General features: G+C 34.2%; 19 protein-coding genes. 1 reads left to right on the top strand and 18 read right to left on the bottom strand.

Annotation, left to right across the window (positions count from 1 at the left end; all coding sequences use genetic code 11):
* Positions 1-237: 237 nt before the first annotated feature.
* The gene (locus ACTNDN_RS21635; RefSeq protein ID WP_035415958.1) at positions 238-1,413 is read left to right on the top strand and encodes an ROK family transcriptional regulator; all 1,176 of its coding nucleotides are present in this window, start codon (positions 238-240) and stop codon (positions 1,411-1,413) included.
* A gap of 57 nt (positions 1,414-1,470) precedes the next feature.
* Here the strand turns inward: ACTNDN_RS21635 and ACTNDN_RS21630 are convergent, their stop codons facing one another.
* The 18 genes from ACTNDN_RS21630 to ACTNDN_RS21545 all read right to left on the bottom strand — a co-directional run bounded on the left by ACTNDN_RS21630 (position 1,471) and on the right by ACTNDN_RS21545 (position 23,086).
* Positions 1,471-2,601: a glycosyl hydrolase family 8 gene (locus tag ACTNDN_RS21630; protein WP_441132210.1), complete on the bottom strand. Its 1,131-nt coding sequence runs from the start codon at positions 2,599-2,601 to the stop codon at positions 1,471-1,473.
* A 19-nt stretch (positions 2,602-2,620) separates the two neighbouring features.
* Positions 2,621-4,135 carry a GH39 family glycosyl hydrolase gene (locus tag ACTNDN_RS21625; protein ID WP_441132208.1) on the bottom strand — a complete coding sequence of 505 codons (1,515 nt, stop codon included), beginning with the start codon at positions 4,133-4,135 and terminating at the stop codon, positions 2,621-2,623.
* A 155-nt stretch (positions 4,136-4,290) separates the two neighbouring features.
* Positions 4,291-5,136, bottom strand: a complete 846-nt coding sequence (locus ACTNDN_RS21620) for an SDR family oxidoreductase (RefSeq protein WP_441132207.1) — start codon at positions 5,134-5,136, stop codon at positions 4,291-4,293.
* Entirely contained in the window at positions 5,120-6,235 is a 1,116-nt protein-coding gene (gene uxuA / locus ACTNDN_RS21615) for a mannonate dehydratase (protein ID WP_441132205.1), read from the bottom strand. Before uxuA ends, ACTNDN_RS21620 begins: the two co-directional genes overlap by 17 nt.
* Before the next feature lie 33 nt (positions 6,236-6,268).
* Entirely contained in the window at positions 6,269-7,681 is a 1,413-nt protein-coding gene (gene uxaC, locus ACTNDN_RS21610; protein ID WP_441132212.1) for a glucuronate isomerase, read from the bottom strand.
* A 158-nt stretch (positions 7,682-7,839) separates the two neighbouring features.
* Complete coding sequence (locus tag ACTNDN_RS21605; protein ID WP_031534873.1) at positions 7,840-8,517, bottom strand: GntR family transcriptional regulator; 678 nt, start codon at positions 8,515-8,517, stop codon at positions 7,840-7,842.
* 30 nt (positions 8,518-8,547) lie between these two features.
* Entirely contained in the window at positions 8,548-9,255 is a 708-nt protein-coding gene (locus ACTNDN_RS21600; RefSeq protein ID WP_031534876.1) for a DUF624 domain-containing protein, read from the bottom strand.
* A 107-nt stretch (positions 9,256-9,362) separates the two neighbouring features.
* Complete coding sequence (locus ACTNDN_RS21595) at positions 9,363-10,985, bottom strand: ABC transporter substrate-binding protein (RefSeq protein ID WP_441132203.1); 1,623 nt, start codon at positions 10,983-10,985, stop codon at positions 9,363-9,365.
* Between the two features lie 122 nt (positions 10,986-11,107).
* Positions 11,108-11,977 (bottom strand): carbohydrate ABC transporter permease, encoded by an 870-nt coding sequence (locus tag ACTNDN_RS21590; RefSeq protein WP_031534880.1) that lies wholly within the window; start codon positions 11,975-11,977, stop codon positions 11,108-11,110.
* A 13-nt stretch (positions 11,978-11,990) separates the two neighbouring features.
* Complete coding sequence (locus ACTNDN_RS21585; RefSeq protein ID WP_441132201.1) at positions 11,991-12,953, bottom strand: ABC transporter permease; 963 nt, start codon at positions 12,951-12,953, stop codon at positions 11,991-11,993.
* Between the two features lie 308 nt (positions 12,954-13,261).
* Complete coding sequence (locus tag ACTNDN_RS21580; RefSeq protein ID WP_441132200.1) at positions 13,262-14,053, bottom strand: Nif3-like dinuclear metal center hexameric protein; 792 nt, start codon at positions 14,051-14,053, stop codon at positions 13,262-13,264.
* A 116-nt stretch (positions 14,054-14,169) separates the two neighbouring features.
* On the bottom strand, positions 14,170-14,814 hold the full coding sequence (locus ACTNDN_RS21575; protein WP_441132199.1) for a YesL family protein: 645 nt from the start codon (positions 14,812-14,814) through the stop codon (positions 14,170-14,172).
* Positions 14,815-14,987: 173 nt separating this feature from the next.
* Complete coding sequence (locus ACTNDN_RS21570) at positions 14,988-17,108, bottom strand: glycoside hydrolase family 52 protein (RefSeq protein WP_441132197.1); 2,121 nt, start codon at positions 17,106-17,108, stop codon at positions 14,988-14,990.
* Between the two features lie 19 nt (positions 17,109-17,127).
* On the bottom strand, positions 17,128-18,024 hold the full coding sequence (locus tag ACTNDN_RS21565; RefSeq protein ID WP_441132195.1) for a carbohydrate ABC transporter permease: 897 nt from the start codon (positions 18,022-18,024) through the stop codon (positions 17,128-17,130).
* A 15-nt stretch (positions 18,025-18,039) separates the two neighbouring features.
* On the bottom strand, positions 18,040-18,918 hold the full coding sequence (locus tag ACTNDN_RS21560) for a carbohydrate ABC transporter permease (protein WP_441132194.1): 879 nt from the start codon (positions 18,916-18,918) through the stop codon (positions 18,040-18,042).
* A 206-nt stretch (positions 18,919-19,124) separates the two neighbouring features.
* Positions 19,125-20,444 carry an extracellular solute-binding protein gene (locus ACTNDN_RS21555; protein WP_441132192.1) on the bottom strand — a complete coding sequence of 440 codons (1,320 nt, stop codon included), beginning with the start codon at positions 20,442-20,444 and terminating at the stop codon, positions 19,125-19,127.
* 111 nt (positions 20,445-20,555) lie between these two features.
* Entirely contained in the window at positions 20,556-21,341 is a 786-nt protein-coding gene (locus ACTNDN_RS21550) for a response regulator transcription factor (protein ID WP_441132191.1), read from the bottom strand.
* Between the two features lie 2 nt (positions 21,342-21,343).
* Entirely contained in the window at positions 21,344-23,086 is a 1,743-nt protein-coding gene (locus ACTNDN_RS21545; RefSeq protein ID WP_441132189.1) for a sensor histidine kinase, read from the bottom strand.
* Between the last annotated feature and the right edge of the window lie 285 nt (positions 23,087-23,371).

Raw genomic sequence — 23,371 nt, 5'->3', positions numbered from 1 at the left:
GAAAGCGTTAACAATAGAGATAGCAAACACACTGAAAAAGAGAGAAATTCCGACGATAAAAAATTTCTCCCACAAATACTTGACTCAAACACAAATTCTCTTTCGGTTTGGTTCATAAAGAAAATATAGTATAATTAATCAATTATACTAAGACCCAAAGCAAGATTCGGAGTATGTAGAAAATTAACCCAACAAACACATAATTCCATCATTATGAGAAGGAGAGTAGGAATAGCTATGCATGTCACTTGGAATCAACAACTAGTTAAAAAAGAGAATAAATCACTCTGTTTAAATTTAATTAAGAACACTGCTCCTATTTCCCGAGCTGAAATAGCTCAACAAACAGGTTTAACAAAAGGAACTGTTTCCTCCTTAGTATCTGAGTTACTAGACAAACAATTAATTTATGAATCTGGTCATGGAGAATCGAGTGGGGGCAGAAGACCTGTCATGTTACTATTAAATGAACATGCTGGTTATTCGATTGGTATCGACCTAGGTGTCAATTACATATTAGGAATCTTAACTGATTTACAAGGAAAAATCATCCACCGAATCAATGAAAAGTATGTAAATTTAACCTTTGAAGATACACTACAGATTATTAAAAATATAATTACTACTTTAATGGACATTGCTCCTGAGTCTCCTTATGGTGTAATCGGGATTGGTATTGGAGCACCTGGCATTATTAACATGGAAGGCGATATTCTGCTTGCTCCAAATCTTGGATGGCATAATGTTTCCCTAAAAAAGCCTTTAGAAGAATTATTTAATCTGCCAGTCTTAGTTGAAAACGAAGCAAACGCAGGAGCATATGGAGAGAAGCAATTTGGTCTCGGCCAACCTTATCAAAATCTTATCTATGTAAGTGCGGGAATTGGTATTGGCGCTGGAATTATTATGGACGGAGAATTGTATAAAGGAAGCAATGGTTATTCTGGAGAAATAGGCCATATGACCATTCAAAAGGATGGAATGAAATGTCGATGTGGTAATATTGGCTGTTGGGAGCTATATGCATCGGAGCAATATCTATTAACGAAAGCCTCCGAATGGAAGCATGGGGATACAGATCAAGTCCATTTAAATGATTTGATTGAACTTGCCAACCAAGGAAATGAGCTAGCAATCAATCTATTGAATGATGTTGGTGATCATTTAGGAGCTGGAATAATTAATATCATTCATACCTTTAATCCAGAGCAAGTTATTATTGGCAATCGTCTAACCTTAGCAAAAAAATGGATAGAGCCACGCGTGAAAAAAATGATAAGTAATCATACTTTACCCTTTCATCAATCGGAACTTGCTATCCATTTTTCAGATATCGATTTTTCCTCTTCTGCGCTAGGGTCTGCTGCTTTTACCACAGAGAACTTTCTAAGGTTTATGGTGCAACCGGATTAATGCTATTTTCGTAGATTTAATCAAAATTTTTTTACAAGTATGAATAATCTTTAGTCCTTATTCTGCAGGATTCCAAATTCGGAAATTACCACTTAAAGCCAGTAAACTAAAAAAGTATAAACAATTATCATAATAACGCCTATCCCCTTTTCGGATCGGTGTATTCCAAAATAATTCAACCATTCGTTTCGCATTCGGGCCTTCTGCTGCTAAAGAAGCCATTGCATTTGTTGCAATTAACCCAATTGGATGAAGTGATTTCTCAGAAAAAGGAACTCCATCAATCGTATATCTTCTGTAATCTTCAGGATCGATTTCTGCGAAAAAGTTCTGAATTTTATTAGCCGTTTTCCTTTCCCATTCACTTCCTCTAAACCATTCATAATCAAGACCAATATTCCCAGCAACACGATAGGAATCACTATAAAAATGGCCGTAGCCTTTTTCATTATTTGGTGTCCCATCATAAAAGGCATATTCAGGGGAGAGCCCTGTTTCTGGATGGCAAGAAAGTTCCAAATATTCACGACTTGCCTTGGCAGCTTCCTTCCAAAATCCTCGATCTTCCGGAAATGCCCAGCTAGCAAAAAGCTCATAGAAATGAGGTAGATGATAGGACGGATCGGTAAATTCACAATTAGGGACAAACTTTATTAACTTATTGTCTAAATTCCACATTGGGTTCCCGTCTCCATTTTCCCCCTTATGTAGGCAGGTTCGTAATAAGCTTCTTGCTTGCTGACTATAGTTGAAAGGTTCTTCCCCATCTCCCCATCGATGTGCTGCAAAAAATAGAGCAAGTGCAAAATACTCTTCTCCATCTGGAGCTGGACCATACGCCCGCTTTGTTCCATCTGGATTGCAAGACCAAGCAAAATAGCCAGCATTTTCACCAGTATGCATGTACATATGCTTCTTTGTCCAATTCCATATTCGGTCAAATTCCTCTTTTTTATCTAACTGGACAGAAATCATCATTCCATAGGACATGCCTTCCGTTCTAACATCTAGATTACCTGTATCTAATAAGTAACCACCATCACTAGAAGGAAAATATATTCTAGTGTCATTATCTCCATAAAAAATTTGAGTCCACGCATCTTCTAATTTTGTCTGAATAGCATGATCTGTATAACCCAACTCTTTAAATACATTTCGGTATTTCCCTGTTTTAAATGCACCACTCATTTAAACAATCACTCCTTTTTTAAGACGTATAGGAAGTTATCAGACTATCATCGATTCCTTTATATGTTTCTGTTTCATCTTTCATTTCATTTAGTTCTATTAGCGTTACTTCATTTTTAGATAATGTAATAGCAAGCTTTAAATAGCCCTCTTCCTCTTTATTTATTTTTGCCGTCATAAGCTTTGGTATAGAAGCTTCTCTTAATGTTTCAATTGACTGTTTGTCTGGAAAACGAGGTCTCCCCATTTCTTTCCACACTTTCCAAGAATTCGCATGGTGTTCATCGACACTTTGCCGCTTAAGAAAGTATTGGTCGCTGCTAACAGGTATTTGTATCAATAAATCTTTTTCAAAGCCCTCCCCTTTTTCCATCACAGTATTCCAAGCTACAAGGGCAATAGATCCATTTTCTTTTCGAGTAATAATCATTTGGGCATCGCGATAGAGCATTTCCTCACCAAGCCTGTTGAAAAAGGCAAATAAATGAAAGGTAGGCTTTGGGATGGAATGAAGGGCTATTAACCCAAACCCTCCATGGAATGGTGCCTTCGGTATATCAGACTCCTCAAAAACATCACTAAATGTCCAATAGGAAAATGAGTCTACATAATCTCCTCCCTCACTCAATATGCGTGCAAGATAAGCAGCATTTAGTGGTGTATCATGCACTGGATTAATGGGACTGTACGACGTATTATATTCTGTAATATGGAATGGTAAATCAGAAAAGGCTGATTTTTTAATTAGACCACGTACTTCCTCAAATTGTTGAAGCATGTCCGTATTATCCACTAGGTCTTGATAATAGTAATCGGGAGTCACTTTCTTAGGACTTTGCGATGTATAGGCATGACGGCTGACAAAATCGACTGGCACTTCTTCTTTATGACAAAATTCCAAGAAATCAACAATCCACTCATCTGCTCCCCCGCATATTGCCGGACCTCCAACCTGTAAATCCTGGTTCACAGCTTTTATTGCTAATGCCGTTACTTTATATAGTTTAAAATATTCTTGCTTATCTGCGTCCTTCCAAAAATTCACTAAGTTAGGCTCATTCCAAACCTCAAATGGCCATTTTTTTACTTCCTCTAATCCATATCTTTCGATAAAATGCTCTACTACCGCTGTAACTAAATCACTCCATTTTTGATAATCTTTCGGCGGTGTAACATTTCCTTTCCAATAAAAAATTGTTTGATCACCAGAAGCTAACAAATCAGGCATAAAACCTAATTCAATGAACGGGCGTAGATTCAAATCAAGAAAGGAATCAAAGATACGATCAATATAAGTAAAATTATAAAATACCTTTACTTCCTCTCCTATCTTCATTTCCCGATAAATACCAACATCATCAGAAAGCAGCCCATGTCCTCTTATATATTTAAAACCTATTTTCTCCTGGATTATTTTTAAATGATCAAGATATTCTTTCTGAAGAGCCAATCCCAGCCTTCCTGTTCCGATACAGTACTTCCAATTTTCTGTTAACTTTCCCTTTCCTTTTGCTGCTACAATAATAGGTTTCATTTCCTTCTCTCCTATTCTTTTGTTCACATACATTTTCAGAAATATTTTCTTGTAAAATATCATCCTTTTCATTTTATTTTTACTCTTCAGGATAGTTTCAATCTTTTGTAAATGTCGAAATTCCCCAGGAAATATTGTTTTAAGAGCTTCAGCAGTTAAACTCCTGAGTAAGCCATAAATCCTCCATCAACTGGAACGCTGATTCCGGTAACAAAACCACTTGTTTCTTCATTAACTAGCCACAATAAGGTGCCCAATAAATCCTCTGGTCTTCCTAATCTTCTTACTGGTGTATGTGCCAGTATTTTTTTCGTACGGTCTGTATAAGTGCCATCAGAGTTTTTGAGCAACCCTTCATTTTGCTTCGTAAGAAAGAAGCCAGGAGCAATAGCATTTACTCTGATACCGATTTCAGCCATATGAACAGCAAGCCATTTGGTAAAATTTTCAATCCCCGCTTTTGCTGCACTATAGGCAGGTACTTTTGTCATTGGACTTGGCGCGCTCATAGAAGAGATATTTATGACAGTCCCACTTTTTCCAAGCATTTGCTTAGAAAATATTTGTGTAGGAATTAATGTTCCGATAATATTTAGATTAAATACAAATGAAAATCCCTCAATTGTTAAATCGAAGAAACTCGTAATCCCTTCTTTATCTAAATCTTCCATACGAAGAATTTCCTCTGATGTAACCCCCTTTGGATGATTTCCTCCCGCTCCATTAATTAAAATGTCACAGTTCCCAAAAGTTTCGTATACAATTTTCTCTGCTTCTTTTACACTATGGACATCGACTACATCACATGCAACTGCAATAGCTGTTCCACCTGCGATATTTATTTCTTCTGCTACCTTTTGAGCTTTTTCATACGTACGATTAAGCAGTGCTACTTTTACACCTTGTCTAGCTAACTCCTTTGCCATACAACTACATAGTACTCCTCCACCGCCAGTAATAACCGCAACTTTCCCTGATAGATTTTCAATTAAAGGCAACATTTTTGTCTTCCCCTTTCTGTTTGATTCCTTCGCCTTTTTCCAAACTATCCCAAATTCCTAATATATACATTATTCCTAAAGCTCGATCATAAAGACCATAACCAGGTCTTGCCTTTTCTCCCCAAATCATTCTACCGTGATCTGGTCTGAAATAACCTTTAAATTCATAATCATGTAGCGCCTTAACTATTTCATATAAATCTAGCGTGCCATTTTCCGTACTTCTATGGGATGTTTCCTCGAAATCTCCATTTTCTGCAATTTTGATATTCCGAATATGCACAAAAGGTACACGTTCTTTTTTCAAAAAATGTCGTAATATATCAGGAATATCATTATTGGGATTTGCTCCTAAAGAACCCGTGCATATTGTTAAACCATTAGATGGACTATCTACTAACTTAATAATTCTGTCTAAATTTTCCTTTGAAAGAACGATCCTAGGCAAGCCAAAAACAGACCATGGTGGATCATCTGGGTGGATAGCCATTTTAATATCACATTCTTCTGCAACTGGAATGATTTGTTCTAAGAAATACTGAAGATGGTTAAATAGATCTTCTTCTGTTACATCTTTATATAATTGAAATAGATACTTAATGGATTTAAGTCTTTCCGGTTCCCATCCGGGCAATGAGTATCCATTTGATAAGTTCTCCATTTGCTCAATTAAAGCCATTGGTTCAATCGATTCTATTTTCCCCTTTTCATATGCTAAAACAGTCGACCCATCAGGAAGTTCCTTTGCTAGATCTGAACGCGTCCAATCAAAAATCGGCATAAAATTATAGCAGATAACCTTCACTCCAGCTTTTGCTAGATTACGAATCGTTTGCTTATAATTTTCAATATATTTTTCTCTTGATGGAAGTCCAAGTTTAATGTCTTCATGAATATTAACACTCTCAATAACATCTAAACTCATACCATTTCTATTGATTTCTTCCTTTAACTCCATAATTCTATCTTCTGGCCAAACCTCTCCAACTGGAATATCAAACAATGCTCCAACTACCCCATCTATTCCAGGTATTTGTCTAATATGCTCTAATGAAACACTATCATCTTCTCTACCAAACCATCTAAATGCTACCTTCACTTATGAATCCTCCTAGAAAGTCATCTCTTTTTATCAATTATCTCTATTAATCTCAAAATAATTTTTTGCATTAAAATAAGAAATATCCTGAACTAATTTTCCAATAAAATCATAATCTTTTGGGACCTCTCCATTTTCTATCCAGCTCCCTAGCATATTACAAAGAATTCTTCTAAAATACTCATGCCGGGTGTAGGATAAAAAACTTCTCGAATCTGTTAACATTCCAATGAATGTTGACAAAATCCCTATATTGGCTAAATCTTTCATTTGATTTATCATTCCATCTTTATGATCATTAAACCACCATGCGGCTCCACTTTGTATTTTCCCCTTCACCCCTGCTGCTTGAAAGTTTCCTGCGGCTGAGGCAATGATTGGACCATGATTAGGGTTCAACGAATATAGGATTGTTTTTGGCAATTGATTATCTTTATCCAAGCTATTTAAAAATTGGTTAAGCGGTCTTGCTAAGGTAAAATCATTAATGGAATCATAGCCTGTATTAGCACCCAATGACTGAAGCATACGATTATTATTATTTCTCTTTGCTCCAATATGCAGTTGCATCACCCAGCCTAAGGAAGAATATAACTGTCCAAGGTATAGGAATGTATACGTTTTAAACTTATTTTCCTCTTGTTTAGAAATGGTTGCTCCTTCAAGCTTTGCTAGAAAAATGCGACTTGCCTCTCCTAACGTGCATTCTTCATATGGCAATTCTTCCAACCCATGATCAGCAATTCTACATCCTTTTAGATGAAAATAATCAATACGTTTTTTAATCGCTTTTAGAAAAAACTCGTAATCTGTAATGCTAGTATTTGTTTTCTTTCCCAAATTTCTTATATAAGAAAGGAACGATTCTTGATTAATTTCAAGTAAAGAATCAGGTCGAAATGAAGGAAGAACCTTTGTTTTAATCTCCGAATTTTCCTTTATCATGCTGTGATATTCTAAATCATCTAAAGGATCATCTGTTGTCCCAATCATTTCGACATTAGATTTAGCAATAAATCCTTGGGCAGTATATTCTTTTTGCTTAAGCTTCTCATTACAAATATTCCAGATTTCATTGCAAGTATCTTCATTCAATACAGTGTCAATCTGAAAATATCGCTTTAATTCTAATTGGGACCAATGATATAAAGGATTTCCTATGCAATAAGGAAGAACTTTTGCCCAAGCTTGGAACTTCTCATAATTACTTGCCTTCCCAGTTATATAGTCCTCCTCTATTCCGAAGTATCGCATTGCTCTCCATTTATAATGATCTCCTGCTAACCATAGCTCACTAATAGTATCGAAGGATTTATTTTCTGCTATTTCTTTTGGACTTAAGTGGCAATGATAATCAATTATTGGCATGGACTTACTATATTCATGATATAGAATTATTGCAGATTCATTTTGTAATAAAAAATCTTCTTCTATTACTTTCATCAACACTCTCCCTCTCTCCTTACCTGAATATAAGAAATAAAAAACAGTTAGTGGTTTTTCTTTGGATAATCCATATCTTCACCTTGAAAATGTATCCTCTACCTATCTAAATAGATAAAATAGAAATTTTCTTTCCCTACTAAACAATGCTTAAATAATTTTTAGCCAATAAAGTAATTTGGATACTTTTCCTTTAAAACATGCTGTTCTAAAAAGGCTAGCCGAAGATGTTTCTCCATTATTTCACTTGCCTTTTCTCCTTCCTTATTCGTAATTAGTTGATAAAGAGACTTATGTTGATTAATGATTATTTCCCAATTTGTATCACTAGAAAATCTGAGGAGTCGTAATCGCTTAAAATGACTATTTAGAAGCTGAAGCATATTCCATGTTCGTTCTTTTCGACAGGCAGCAAATAATAATTGGTGAAATTCCTCATCTAGTTCAAATATTTTTTGAAAATTATTTTGTTCCATACAAAGTTCTTGCATTCTAATATTACTTTCTAATCGAAAACGAAATACTTCTGGAAAATCCTTACTGACCAGTATAACAATTTCCTTTTCCACCATTTCTCTAATAAAGCGACCTTCTTCTACATGCTCTAAATTTATTCTTGATACAATCGTTCCATATTGAGGGATAATATCAAGCAATTCCTCTTGTGCTAGCTTCATAAATGCTTCTCTAACAGGAGTTCTGCTTACATTAAGCTCATCTGCAATTTCTTTTTCAGATATCTTCGTACCTGGTTCTAATTCCAAACTCATAATTTTTTCTTTTAAAATATTATAGGAGTAATCTCTTGAAGAAACCCTCACTCCTTGCGTAGTTAACATTTTTATTCTCCTTCGTTTGAATTATGAATCCTATACACTTGTATCACTGTTTCCTGTCTTCTTTAGAAAATTACTTTCAATATGACCTAACATCGCCTTAGAATTAAATGTCATCCCCATCGCAATCAAACTTGCAATAAAAATCACTAAAAAATCAGTCGTAAATACTGTTACAAAAGCAACTAAAAATAATATCAATATATTGCCTATCGTTTCTTTAAATTTAGTAAACTGATAAAAGGCAGATAACTTTACTAAATCTCTTATCCGAAAAGTAAACCTTGCATTGATCACTAACATATTGATACTAAGCATTGTCCAAATAAGAGTAAGTACAAGCAATACGATAAAAATCATTTGATTGACTGGAGTTACTGTTATTCGGAGGTATTGTAAATCGATGAGTAAAACAAAGTATACGGCAAGGATTATTGTCCAGGTGAAAAACGTGCCTTTTAAATTTGATCGATAGCCATAGAAAAAGTCCGCAGTGGGTGACAGTTCCTTCGTTCTCACTAATTTCTCCATGGAATAAAGTAATCCTGATATAGCAGGACCAGATGGAATTAATGCAAGAACATACAAACCGATATTAGAGAACGTTGGTGTTAATGTCATAAAGAAAAAAATGAATATTGCATTTGTTGCTACAAAATAAATATTGGTTAATAATATCCAATATACGTAATTGCTGAATGTAAATAAGATCCCTTGTCCAAACTCTTTTTTATGTTCCATGCCTTTCACCTTCTTTCAGAATAAAGAAATGTCCTAATGAAAAAATATATAGGATAAGGTATCCTTATTGCTAGTCGCTATAGGATACCTCATCAATTCTTCATCTATTAATTATTATTCTTCTTATATTCTTGGTATGTTTTATTTGCTGTTTCTACATATTGATCTAACCCTTGACTTTTTAGCTCCTTAATAAAAGCATCATATTCACTTAAATCACGTGTACCTAAAATAAACTTTAATGTGTTTTGAGTCGTATAGTCTTTTAAAGGTGTGCTTTGTAAAGTAGCTCTTTCTCTATCTTCTACAGAATACGGAATAATTGGTTCTGCTGGAATTGTTGTTTTCACTGCTTTCATATCGTTTTGGAATTTAATTTCCTCTTCACTCATCATAGATTGAAGTAAGTCTGTTGTTCCCCCATATGCAAAAACCCCATTTGAGAATCCATAATCCACACGTAAATCTTTTGTTCCTTCTGGATTTAGACCGTTATAAGTGACGTCTTCCGTTAAGGTTCTTACTCCATCTTCTTTTGTAAATGTTGTTCCTTCCACTCCCCATTTAGCGAATTCTTGACCCTCATCACTGTAATATAACCAGTCAACAAACTGCAGAATTGCTTCAAAATATTCACTTTCCTTTATTTTTGAAGAAATCATAACACCATTTTCTAATCGAGAACCTGCCATTAATTGACCTGCAGGACCACCAGGAACGGTTATTTTTGAAATGGAATAATTTCCTTTTCCTAATGTTTTATCCATATCTGTGCGGTGTAAATTAATAGTTTGTGAGTTACCATTGATAATAAAGGACTTTCCAGTTACAAATTTTTGCGTTGCCTGTTCATCAGTCTGTGTGAAACTCTCTTCATCTAACAGCCCTTCGTCTACTAGTTTATGAAAATAAGTTACTAATTCTTTGTATTCGTCTGTAGTAGGTGCATAAACAAATTCATCTTGTTCCTCTATATAAGATAATCCATTTCCATATCCCCATCCTGCCTTTGTTCCAAAGCCTGTTGCAGCAATATTTAGGGTACTATCAAACTTAAAACGATCGGAGAACGGAATAGAGTCTGGATAGATTTCTTTTAACTTCTTCATTGCTACATATAGTTCATCCCAAGTTGTTGGTATATCAATATTATTTTCTTCAAAGACATCTGTTCTAACGATCAATGTATAATCTGGCCAAACTTCTTCATGCAAACCTGGAAGGACATAAAACTTTCCATCCTGTTGTCGTAAAGTATCTATCTCTTCTTCTAGGTTCCATTTTTCTATTTTATCTTTTAAATGAGGCATTTTATCAATGTAATCGCTTACTGGAAGTGCAGCACCTGAAGAAACAAACGCAGTTTCTTCGCCAGGATATGTTTTTGGAATTAATAATGGTGCTTCACCTGAACTAATCAACAAACTTCTTTTTTGCGTATAATCACTCAAAGGTACAATTGTTGGCTCTAAAGTAACATTCGTAATTTCTGTTATTTTATCCCATAGAAGCCAATCTTTCTCATAAGGATATGTAGACTGTTCCATATATAAGATTGGTAATTCAAATGGTTCCGTAGCTTTAAATGTGTCTCCAACCGAGTACGATTCCATAGCTCCTTTTGTAGATACTTCTGTGCTTGCCGCATCATCATCAGAACACGCAGCTGTAATAAGTACAAACATACATAAACTTAGAAATAACCCAACCTTTTTTAAACTTTTCTTCATGGTATTTCCTCCCCTTATATATATAGGAAAAGCGTAGGTTTTTTTCTCAAGATATGGCAAATGGTTAACACTTCTTCGAAAAATAACTACGCTGAATTCCAGTTACTAGCGACCCTGTTTTACTACTTAACAGAGCCGAGCATGACACCAGAAACAAAGTATTTTTGTACAAATGGATAAACAGACAGTATTGGTAAAATGGTTAAAACCATTGTTACGGCTTTAATGTTGGCGGAAATCTGTGTTAAGTTGTCTGCCGACGTTGCTCCTGCTGACATAGCGCTTGTTGCCCCTGCAATCATATTTCTTAAGTAAATTGTTACTGGAAATAATTCTTTTTTATCTAAATAAATGAAAGCACTAAACCAAGAATTCCAATATGCAACCGCATAGAATAATACCATTGTGGCAATTACCGCTTTACTTAGCGGCAAAACTATTTTTAATAAAATACCGTATGTGTTTAAACCATCAATAGAAGCTGCCTCTTCTAATTCTTCAGGCATATTTTCAAAAAAGGATTTCATTATTAGCATATTGTAAATACTAATTGCTCCAGGGATAACAATTGCCCACATCGTATTACCGAAGCCCAATGCATTGATTAATACATAGTTTGGAATCAAGCCTCCGTTAAAGAACATGGTAAAAACGGCAAACACTGTTAAAAACCTGCGGCCAACCAATCTTCTTTTTGAAAGTGCATATGCAAATATAGTTGTTAAAAACATGGATATGATTGTCCCCACTATTGTATAAACAACTGTATTTTTATAATTTATCCAGAACATATCATCACTAAGAACTTTTTGATAGGTATCTACATTAAAACCTTTTGGCAATAAATTTACCTGTCCTGAATTAATATAGGACTCACTACTAAATGACTGTGCCACAACATTTATGAACGGATATAACGTACAAAAAATGATTACTAATAGAATACAAACATTAAAGACTTTAAAGATTTTATACTGCTTCGATTCTTTCATCTAGTCTCCCCTCCTACCATAAACTTCTTTCTGTAAGTTTTCTTGAAATACTATTAGCCGTTAAAACAAGTATTAATCCAATGATAGATTCAAATAATCCAATAGCTGCAGCATAACTGAAATTATTAGACTCTAGACCAACCCGGTATAGATAAGTAGAAAGAACATCGGAAGTTTCATATGTTAAAGGATTATAGATCAATAAGATTTTTTCAAAGCCAACCGCTAGAAAGCTTCCTATGTTTAGAATTAATAGGGTAACAATTGTCGGTAAGATACCAGGAATCGTAATATGCAGTGTTTGTTTCCAACGATTTGCACCATCTATTTTCGCTGCTTCATAGAGGGATTCATCAATAGTTGTTAAGGCTGCCAAGTAAAGAATGGCTCCCCATCCCATTCCTTGCCATACTTCTGATGTAACATAAATGGTCCTAAACCATTCTGGACTTTGAATAAAGCTTATTTTATCTCCTGTGAAAAATTCTACTATGGCATTGATCGAACCGTTTAATGCGGTTAATTGTAAAACCATCCCAGCAATTATAACGATAGATAAAAAATGCGGTAAATAAGAAGCAGTCTGTACAAACTTTTTGAATTTTTTTGACTTCACTTCATTTAAAAGAAGAGCAAAAATAATCGGCATTGGAAAACAAAATAGCAGTGTTAATCCACCTAAAATAAAAGTATTTTTAAATACATTCCAAAAAACTGGATCTTCAATAAACATTTGCAAATAATACAAACCGACCCATTGCTCGCCATAAATCTTACCGCCTGGCATATACCTTCTGAAAGCGATAACATTTCCAAGCATAGGACCATATTTAAAGATTAATAAATAGATGATTGGCAATATTAACAAAGAATAAAGCTGCCAATCTTTTCGTATAGCAATCTTCAAAGTTTTAAATTTGTTTCTTTTTGGCTTACTAGTAGTCTTTACCTGTGAATGAACTACTTCAGTTTCCATTAGGACCCCCCATTTCTATTATTAGTAACTTTTTAGTCATATACAAATTCTTTAAGAAGTATTTGACTATTATAAAGCTTCATCTTACGAAGATGAAGCAAATACACTTTCTTGATAAAGCGCTTACTTTTACGAATTTTAGAAGTCCTGTTACAAATTATGAAATGCTATTATGTAAAAGGATATAATGTTATAGAAAATTTGAGATGAAACAATTAAATGAAGTGATTGAGAGTGATAAGATTGTATTTTTTCAGAAAAATACTAGTATGGTAGTATACCTAAAAAGCGATTATCTTTTTAAATATTTAATAAATTTGATACAATGGCTTTTCTTTGAAGTAATGAACTGGAATATGTGGAAAGTATGCTTGAACTAATGATTGGAGGTACTCCATTCCAGGTTCTTCGCTAACTGCATGACCAATCATAATAAGTGCCTTTTTTTCTCCTTGGTGGATAGCATCCCTTACATATTCTGGAGCTTCCCATTCTGGACCTTCACCTGCTATAACTAAATCTAGGTGTTGATTCTGAAATAAAGGAATGACTAATTCTCCTCCACCTCGATAACCTGCCAGCACTCCGATTCTTTCGCATTCCATGAACTGATCACCAACAACTTTAACAAAAGGAGCGCCAAGCTTTTCCTTTACATACATTGCTATCTCCATAACCGATTTCTTTGGAATGGTTAAAATAGTTGCAGTAGGCTGGTTCTCTTCAACATATTTCTCCCATTCAAGCTTTCGAATCAAACCGACCATAATTCCATCTGGAGTGTAGCGATGAAAATAATCATGAAAGCGAAAAATATTAATATTTGCTTCTTCTATTACTTGGAGTTTTGCATTACAAATTGGATCTTCAGCATATGCCTCTTTCCAATTATCATGACTATAAAAGGGACCTTCATGTGTAATAATCATATTTGCTCCAATAGAAATTGCTTTTTCTAATACTTCTTGCGTAAGCATGAATGCGATTACAATTCCTTCAACATCAACATTAGCTGAACCTTTTACTAATATATCCGTTGTTGATTCAAATCTTCTTGCAGGTTCGATTAACTTTTCAATTACTCTTTGAATATTCGTCATTCTATCTCCCCCATCAAGTTAATCAAATTATACCATGATTAAGTTCGTTCATTCAATATACAAACTGTTTTTTTACAAGTTTTTCTATAAATTTTTCTTTCACGATAAATTTCGTCTCAAACTCTACTTATTCCGTGATGATTGTTTGTTTTCTGGTTTTGCAATCGCTGAAAAATGAATAGACCACCTGACATTAGTATACAAGCTATTGAAACACCGCTGAAAAATGGTAGAAGACCAGGTAAATAAATTAATAGAAAAATATCTGCAGCTACTCCAAGGATTACTAGAATCAATAGATGGAGATTTAATACCCCTAGAAAAAAAGAATATTTAAAATACGCGATAAAATTTAATTGAAAATGAACATATACAGGAAAGAAGAATAAAAGTGTAATAATATACAAGCAAGAAATTAGTAATAAGATACTTGTTGATATAATACTGATTATTCCCTCTAGATTTAAAATTAGATAGTAATCTAGATACAACATCGCTCCAGCCATTGCAAATACTATGCCAAAACCATTACTTTTGATAAATTCACTTTTATAGACAGAGAAGAATGTTTTCCAGATGGGTATCTCGGTTTCTTTCATAAACCATTTCCGAACAACAGTAAATAATGCTACTGTCGCAGGCATAAAACCGAATAAAATTAATCCACTTAATAGGAACATAATCCATAGTAAATTAATATAGGCTAGCTTCATAATCCATTCACAGATGGTATATAATTTTCCCATTGGTTTTGTTGACATGCAATTCCCCTCTACTTTCTTCTTTCCTGCTAACTTTCTGCCTAATCTTTATTATCTTTCTTGCAAACTAAGAGTAAATCTCTCTGGCAAATAACTGTAAATAAAGGAAATGGGGCTACATAAGCTCCCATTCCCCCTTTCCCTAGGAATGCTTTTTTCACCATAGTTACTTTTTAATGCTGTTCCTCCAACCACAAGATGCTAGTTACTCCCCGTGGATAGTATTTACTTCCTGCGATTTCACCTGCTATTATTTGATCGCTCCAGCTCCAAACAGATAACTCAGGATGTGTTAGCCATTCTACATGTGCAGCATCTGCTTTTGCCCCTTTTTCATCCCATTCCCAGTCTAGAATTTCTCGAGCGATAAATTGGCATAAATAAATTTTGCTTAGCCATGAATTATTACTTGTAGAGGAGATTTTCCATCCTCCATCCTCAAATAGACAAACACCTTCTGTTAACACTGTTTCAAGATGTGTCTTTAATGCCTGAATATAGGTGCCATATCGTCCGTGTTCATCTAACGCTTCCTTACAATTTGTTAAGTATGGGAAAATCAGTCCTTCTATTGCAGGGATAATTTTCGAGTCATTTCCTTCTCCAATGACAGCTGGAATATACCCATCTTCGGTAACATGCTCGACAATAGTTGCTGCGCATTTTTCTGCTTGCTCACCTGCAAGCTTAGCTAAATCTTCTCTTTCATTTTCCGTAAATATTTTTTCAAGTGCAATATAGGAAGCCCATATTTTTCCTGCAAGATAAATATTGTTTCGCGCTTGCCCTAACGACACGTCAAGACTGTCATAAGTGGTAATTTCCGCACCGCCCATTACCCTTGAAGAATCTAGCCCCATTAAACCATTTCGCTTATCAGGTTCTGGATGATCTCTGTTTAGTATACTTTTAAAACATTGTTCCACTATCTCCAGATTTGCATCCAACCATTTTTGATCACCTGTATGATGAACATAAAGGGCAGCACATAATACCCAGTTTACTAGCTGTTCATGGGTCATATGCGAGAAGCAACCATCAAGTCCATACAACTCATAGGATGAGTATTGCGGACGAGAAATTGTATTTGCTACACCCATATCATGAGTAAAACTTATCCCACCAGGATATTCTGTATCATCATTTGGAAAACGAACAGTATCTTGATAACTAAATCGTTGGACAAACATATCTAATTCATTTTTTACTGTCCATGGATTCATTCTTAGCTCAAAGAAAATTTGATCAACCGTTAAATCAAATGTATTCATCATTCTATATTCCCCTTCATTCACTACCCAGAAGGGTTCACCATTATAATCTAACAATTGTGTAGATCCATAATAGCTGCGAATCGAGTGAATCAACATAAATTTTTGATCTTCCGATAAATGATTTGTACTATCTATTTTTTTATTCGCATTTTTCGCTCTGTCTGCAAGTAAATCGAAGTTTTCAAGCGCATATTCAGCAACAGACTCGATATTATTAAAGAAGTTTGTATAGTAATAAGAAGTATCCATTCCTGCAGTTACAATCCCACCTCTATAAAAACAGATGGCAAATTGGTATGTTCTTTTTTCTCCTGCTGGAACATCCATAACAAGTGCTCCTAAAGGTCCTAATCCAAATGTCCAATTCTCTTCTTCAGGAGTTGTTAGAATATTTTCCAAACTAAAGTGCATTGCTGATTTCACATCAGAATTATTGGATACAATAGCAGTCAATCTGCCTTGACCAATACCTGCAAAACCATCCATTGTATCATCGACTCTTCGCATCGATGAATAAGGATCACTCCCCTGATAGCCGAAAAAAGCACGTCTATTTCTTGCTCCGTTTGTATTATCTACTGTCAATTCAGCAAGTACAGCTGGCAAAATAGTACTTTTCAATTCTTCTTCATTTGCAGCTTTTGGATCTGGAACACCTTCTACTTGGGAATAAATAGTAAAAGTTAGATCCTCTGATTCCCATGTATCTGTTCCAAGTTGAAAATTACGTTTTATTTTATCTTTAGAGATAGGAAAAATTATATTAGGCTTATCAGGATCTGGGTCCATATTTTCAATATCATATCTCTTACTTTCATCATCGGCTTGATATGCAAAGAACGGAAAAGCTTCATATGTCCCTTCTTTATCTAAAGCTTCAGCACCAATATAAATATTTTGCTTTGGAGAACGACCTAATTCTAAATCTAATCCACCACCAGCTCCAGGAAATCCTAGCGTAAAGCTAGAGAACGCTCCTATTGGAGAATGATGAGCATTAAAAAATAAATTTTTTGGCATCGTGATTATTTCCTCCTTTTTATCCTTTTACAGAGCCGGCAGCTAATCCTTCGACAATCTTATTACTTAGGATGATGAAAGCAATTAGAATTGGAATAATACTTATCATCAAGGTAGCGCCAATAGCTCCCCAATCTGTTAAATATTGACCTACGAAATTATTAACACCTACGGTTAAAGTCTTCCATTTATCAGAACTAATGAACGTATTAACGAATACAAATTCATTCCAGTTATAAATCATATTGATAATAACAACTGTTGCCATAACAGGAGTTGTCATTGGTAGTGTGATTTGAAAGAATATGCGATGGATCGAACAACCATCCATTACAGCTGCTTCTTCCAGTTCACGTGGTAACGCTTGATAGAATCCTAATAAAATCATGATGGTAAGCGGTAGGTTAAACGCTGTATACGATATGATAATTGAAATCGGATTATCGATTAGTTGCAATTGATTAAAGAAACTAAATAAAGGAATTAAGGTGGAATGCAATGGAATCATAATTCCAACCATAAACAATCCAAGAACAAGTTTACTTAGTTTCCAATGCATTCTTGTTATTGCAAAAGTAACAAAGCTTGCTAGAATTACCGTTAAAACTACTGCGACAATAGTAATCCACACACTATTAAAGAAATATTGGCTTATATTCCCTTGAGTCCATACTTTTACATAGTTCTCCCACTGTGGATCTTTTGGAAGAGCAAATGGAGATAAGCCAAAAACTTCTTGATTCGTTTTTAAAGAAAAGAAGAATAACCAAATAAGTGGATATATTTGAAAAATGGCAATTATTCCTAGTACTAGATACAAAATTCCGTATCCTATTTTACTTCCAATTGATCCTCTTGTTTTAGGAGATGTGGATAAATTAGTTTTATTATTTTTTTGTACAACTACTTCACTCATGATCCTCTCTCTCCTTTAATACTGAGCATCTTCTTTTGATGCTGTTAATTTTTGTATCACCCATGTCATCACTAGGCAGATTATTAATAACGCAAAGCCAATAGCACTACCATAGCCAAAATTATATGTTTTAAATGCTTCCTTATACATATAAGATGCCATTACTTCACTAGCACCATTAGGTCCGCCGCCAGTCATTACATAGATTAAATCAAAGTATTTTAATGAACCTACAATTGCTAAGACTATCGTTACTTTTATTACTGGAGCAATCAGTGGGAGCTTTATTTTATAAGCAATTTGTAAGGGGGTAGCTCCGTCAATTTTAGCTGCCTCAATAATTTCATCTGGCACCCCTTTTAAAGCTGCATAATAAATAATGATATAAAATCCTGCATATTGCCATACAATTGGAATGAATATCGAATATAGGACCAAATTAGGATCTGCAAGCCAAATCGGTGTATTTTCCACTCCAAACATTTCCAAAAGCTTGTTCAGCATTCCGTTTGTTGGATCGAAAATTTTTAACCATAACTGAGCAATCGCTACAGAGGATAATAGCATTGGAATTAAGTAAATTTTGCGTAAAAATCCTGCTCCCTTAATCTTACTTGCTAAAATTAACGAGATTACTAAATATGCTACTAGGCTTATTGCAGAAAATACTGCTAATAAAACCGAATGATACGTACTAGTCCAGAACATTTTATCTTTCATGAGCTCTATATAATTTTCTAGCCCAATAAAGGTCTTAGCCCCTATACCGTCCCAATCCATTAAGCCATAATATCCTGTTAATACAATAGGAATATAGATTAAAATTAAAATGAGCAACAGTGCAGGGAGCACATACAGAGTGATTACCCATTTATTCGACATCACATTTTTCATTTTTCTGCTCTCCCTCCTTATTGATTTGTAAGGGCTTTGTCAAATGATAATATTGGGTCTTCTAATGTGAATTTTTTCTCAAACCAATATTATCGTTCAACAAAGCCTTCTCTTAAAAATCAATAATGTGAATATCCTAATCAAATGATTATTTTTAAATAGTGGAATCCATCTATTTCCCTATGATGGATTCCACTCATTATTTGTTATTCTTCCTCAGCTAACGCTTCTTCTTGCTTTGTTGTAAATTCTTTTGGTGTTGCCTGACCGCCAAATAGTGATTGGATCATATCTAAATGAACTTGAGCAACACTTGAGCTCATTTGAACGTCAGCATATAATGTTAAGTTAGATGCTTCTCCTAGATCATTTAAAATATCAATATACATTGGATCAAGATCAATATTGGAAGTATCTACAACAGTTGCTGGGATAACGCCAGCATCTTTAACAGAGGTTTTGCCCCATTCTTGGACTAGATATGCTACAAAATCTTTCGCTTCTTCTTTTACTTTAGATTTTTCAGAAACAAACAGTCCAACACCAGGACCACCTACAAAGCTGTTAATATCGCCTTTACCGCCTTCATAAGTTGGGAATTTAAAGTATCCAACTTTATCTTTAAATTCTTGTGTAACATCTGGGCTTGTTGTATAGTTTGGCAACTCCCAAGTAGCCATTAAATACATAGCAGCTTGTTCGTTCATAAAGTATCCTTTTGCCTCGTCATTGGATAATCCGTTAAATCCTTTTACAAATGCACCCATATCTACTAATTTATTAATTTCTTCTGCAGCTTGAACAAGTGCTGGATCTTCAAAGCTTCCACTACGATTAATCGCATTTGTTAATACTTCTGGTCCACCAATTCTATCTGCTAAGTACATATACCACATTGAACCAGTCCAACGATCTTTATTACCTAAAGTTATTGGAGTAACATCATTATCTGCTAGTGTTTTTACAACATTCAAGAACTCATCATATGTTTCAGGAACTTCTAAATTATATTTTTCAAAGATTTCTTTATTGTAATATACAGGTGTAATATTTAATTCAAGTGGAAGTCCATATGTTTTACCATCCATAGCAAAGGCTTCTGTTGTACCTGCTACAAATTGATCTTTAAAATTGCTATCAATGACATCATCTAATGATGCGAACATTCCACCCTTAACAAATGGCTGCATGTATCCTGCTGCCCATGTAACTCCAACGTCTGGAAGCTCATTAGAAGCTGATAATACTTTAATTTTATCTTTATATTGCTCATTTCCTAGTATTTCCGTTTGAATTTTCACATCTGGATGGTCTTTTTCATATTGCTTAATGATATCGTTTACAATTGTGAACTGAGCTTTTGAACTTCCCTCTGGCCACAAATGCATAAATTTAATAACTGTTTTACCATCACCGTCTGAAGCGCTTTCATTATTAGAAGAAGTGGATGAAGAACAGCCTGCTAAAACTAAAACCATTAATAAAGCAATCGATAGTAATGCTGACATTGCTTTTCTATGAAACATTAAAACTACCCCCTATACATTCTATTTATTTATTTCTTTCTTACAATTAAAGTCTATCATCATTGGATTTCCGAAAAAAGGTAACAATGATTAGAAAAAGTTCAACTATTTTTAGAAAGCCCTTTCAAAATTTACTTTTCGATAGGCACTCGGTGTTATTCCTTCTAATTCTTTAAAAATTTTTATAAAATATTTAGGGGTTTTATATCCTGATTCTTCTGCAATATCAGCAATGGAAAGCTTTGTTGACATAAGTAGATTTTTAGCATGCTGAATTCTCCTTCTCGTTATATATTCACTAAATGTTAAATGAATTTCTTCCTTGAACAGCACGCTAAAATAACTTGGATTTAAAAAAACATGGTCAGCTACTTCACGTTGATTTAAATCTTCTTTTAAATGCTTATCAATATATTTCAATGCCTTCTGTATTGGTTCTCGAGGGGATTCATTCGTTACGGTGGCATCAATTAACTTGTCATCAACAACTTTTGAGATAATATTGGCTCTTTCTCTATTTTTATCGATCGTAATAGCATCTTCCACTGCTTCTATTAGTTTCTTTTTACTTATTGGCTTAAGTAAATAATTGATAACACCTAATCGAAGAGCTTCTTGGGCATACTCAAATTCAGAATAGGCAGAGATAACAATAACTACAGGTAGATGTTCTTGACTTTTTATCGTTTTTAACATCGTTATACCAGTTATTCTCGGCATACGAATATCCGTTATAAGGATGTTTACTTTTTGTTTTTTTATGATTTCAATTGCATCTTCCGCATTTGCTGCCAATAATATTTGAAATTGGCCGTTAGACCAGTTCTCTAATGTTTTTTTTATCCCTTCCCTTGATCTTGGCTCATCATCGACAATCAATATTGTTTTCGTATTCATTTTTACATCCCTCCATCTTTTGGAATTTCAAAAGAAATTAGTGTTCCTTTATTTTCAATACTTTCAATAATTAGTCCCTTTTGTTGCCTTTCCTGATAATAGAGTGTAAGTCTTTTATATACATTGGAAAGAGCCATTCCCTTGCCTGCTGTAGATGTAATGCCTCCTTTTTCCATTGATTCTTTAATACTTTTTAATTTAGACGCATTGATGCCAATTCCATCATCTCTAATACTAACTCTTATTCTGTTTTTCTCCTCTGCTTGTTCAACAATAACATCAACTGTACATTGGCCAAGCTTATTTTCTGCTCCATGTAATACAGCATTTTCAACTAATGGCTGTATTAAAAATTTAGGAATTCGTACTTCTTCAAACGCTTTAGGTAGCTTTATATGCCATGTTAACTGCTCTCCAAATCGCATTTTCATTATTTCCATATAGTCCTCGATATGTTCTATTTCATCTTTTATACGGACCCACTCATCCTCTGAGGACCGAGAAATAGTATATCGAAATAAATTAGACATCGTAACAACAAGTTCAGCCAGCTCTTCCTCCTCTTTCTCCTCTAATGTCCAATGAAGGGCATCTAAAGTATTAAATAAAAAATGAGGATTAATCTGAGCTTGCAGTGCTCTTAATTCACTACGGCTTCGAATTATTTCCTTTTGATATACCATTGTAATCAAATGATTGGTTTCTTTTACAAGCTGATTATATGTACTGTTTAATTCGTTTATTTCATTTACAGAAGAGATATTAGGTGTCGATGGCAAAGAGCCTTCACTTGCAAATCTCATCGTATTTGTTAGCCGAATAATGGGTCTAGTAATAATATTGGATAGAAAAAAAGAGCAGACGAAATATATTAGTAGTCCAATAAATCCAGCTAAAAGGATGCTTGTTCGTACCACAGTTATTCCTTCTGTTAACGTATTGAAGGGAGTTAGGATGAGAACCGTCCAACCAGTTACATTGGAAAAATTCTTGGTAATCATGTAATCCTTTTCATTTATTCGAACAATTTTTCTATCACTTTCCACGATTGACTTACTTGATTGCTCAAAATTTGTAATAATCGGTTTATTTGTTTCATCTAAAAGCATAAAATATTGATTTGTTTCATCTGTAAGCGTTTGATTTGCAAACTTAAAATAATTACCATAAATACTAAAAAGTAAATATCCTCCATTTGCAAAGCTTCGATTAAATAGGTTTACCCTTCTGATAACCAGAAAATAATTGCTGTCATTGGGATCCTCACCAATCCATACAAGACTTCCTTTTGCGTCATCCGCCTTTTTCACCCATCTAGTTTCAAGACTAGTCATTAGATTGGCATTATCCAGAGGCAAAATTCGCGTATGATTCCTAGTAAATAATTGAAAGGAAAAAATGCCATCTGAATTAGCGGTTATTGTATTAACCGTCCCCATCAAATCTTGTTTCTCTTGAAAAGTTACATGTTTTTGATCATATTCTTTCGTCAAAAGCTTTTGTACTTTATCATTAGTGGCTACAAGCTTTGATGCCATATTTAATTGTTCATATAAGGTTTCGATTCTGCCATTTGCTTCGACTGCCACTTGCTGTATTTGTTTTTCAGCATTATTTTCTAATAATGAAGATACCTGATTAAATATCAATATACTAACAAATAAAAGAACGACTATCATAACAGATAAAAAAACAAACAAGATTTGATTTCTTAATGTATTCCATTTTCTTAATAAATTGAGCATCTATTTATCGCCTTTCTCTTTATTTGCACCATTATTATACCAAATAATCACAAACTTTGTTTATTCGTTATACAAATAAACATTAGTTACAAAAAAAGAGAGTCTGTTCCATTCTTTTGTGAGAGTATAAAATATTTTGTGTAAATGAAAATTTCCATGTAAAAAGGAAGACCTTCTCTTGGTAGAATTAAGTTACCACAACCAATCCTAGAAAAGAGGTCTTCCCTATGAATCAGTTTACAACAGAAATTATCGATGCACTAGTAAAAAAACAAGATATTACCG

Source organism: Niallia sp. HCP3S3_B10, from assembly GCF_052064465.1.
Classification (GTDB): domain Bacteria; phylum Bacillota; class Bacilli; order Bacillales; family Cytobacillaceae; genus Niallia; species Niallia hominis.
This window is presented reverse-complemented; position numbering and strand designations above follow the sequence as displayed.

What these genes read in the sequence shown, in the direction of transcription:
- ACTNDN_RS21570 (WP_441132197.1), bottom strand. Translation starts at nt 17,108, where the DNA reads ATGCCAAAAAATTTATTTTTTAATGCTCATCATTCTCCAATAGGAGCG.
- ACTNDN_RS21545 (WP_441132189.1), bottom strand. Translation starts at nt 23,086, where the DNA reads ATGCTCAATTTATTAAGAAAATGGAATACATTAAGAAATCAAATCTTG.
- ACTNDN_RS21595 (WP_441132203.1), bottom strand. Translation starts at nt 10,985, where the DNA reads ATGAAGAAAAGTTTAAAAAAGGTTGGGTTATTTCTAAGTTTATGTATG.
- ACTNDN_RS21605 (WP_031534873.1), bottom strand. Translation starts at nt 8,517, where the DNA reads ATGTTAACTACGCAAGGAGTGAGGGTTTCTTCAAGAGATTACTCCTAT.
- ACTNDN_RS21555 (WP_441132192.1), bottom strand. Translation starts at nt 20,444, where the DNA reads ATGTTTCATAGAAAAGCAATGTCAGCATTACTATCGATTGCTTTATTA.
- ACTNDN_RS21580 (WP_441132200.1), bottom strand. Translation starts at nt 14,053, where the DNA reads ATGACGAATATTCAAAGAGTAATTGAAAAGTTAATCGAACCTGCAAGA.
- ACTNDN_RS21630 (WP_441132210.1), bottom strand. Translation starts at nt 2,601, where the DNA reads ATGAGTGGTGCATTTAAAACAGGGAAATACCGAAATGTATTTAAAGAG.
- ACTNDN_RS21635 (WP_035415958.1), top strand. Translation starts at nt 238, where the DNA reads ATGCATGTCACTTGGAATCAACAACTAGTTAAAAAAGAGAATAAATCA.
- ACTNDN_RS21550 (WP_441132191.1), bottom strand. Translation starts at nt 21,341, where the DNA reads ATGAATACGAAAACAATATTGATTGTCGATGATGAGCCAAGATCAAGG.
- ACTNDN_RS21560 (WP_441132194.1), bottom strand. Translation starts at nt 18,918, where the DNA reads ATGAAAAATGTGATGTCGAATAAATGGGTAATCACTCTGTATGTGCTC.
- ACTNDN_RS21600 (WP_031534876.1), bottom strand. Translation starts at nt 9,255, where the DNA reads ATGGAACATAAAAAAGAGTTTGGACAAGGGATCTTATTTACATTCAGC.
- ACTNDN_RS21620 (WP_441132207.1), bottom strand. Translation starts at nt 5,136, where the DNA reads ATGTTGCCTTTAATTGAAAATCTATCAGGGAAAGTTGCGGTTATTACT.
- ACTNDN_RS21590 (WP_031534880.1), bottom strand. Translation starts at nt 11,977, where the DNA reads ATGAAAGAATCGAAGCAGTATAAAATCTTTAAAGTCTTTAATGTTTGT.
- ACTNDN_RS21575 (WP_441132199.1), bottom strand. Translation starts at nt 14,814, where the DNA reads ATGTCAACAAAACCAATGGGAAAATTATATACCATCTGTGAATGGATT.
- ACTNDN_RS21565 (WP_441132195.1), bottom strand. Translation starts at nt 18,024, where the DNA reads ATGAGTGAAGTAGTTGTACAAAAAAATAATAAAACTAATTTATCCACA.
- ACTNDN_RS21585 (WP_441132201.1), bottom strand. Translation starts at nt 12,953, where the DNA reads ATGGAAACTGAAGTAGTTCATTCACAGGTAAAGACTACTAGTAAGCCA.
- ACTNDN_RS21625 (WP_441132208.1), bottom strand. Translation starts at nt 4,135, where the DNA reads ATGAAACCTATTATTGTAGCAGCAAAAGGAAAGGGAAAGTTAACAGAA.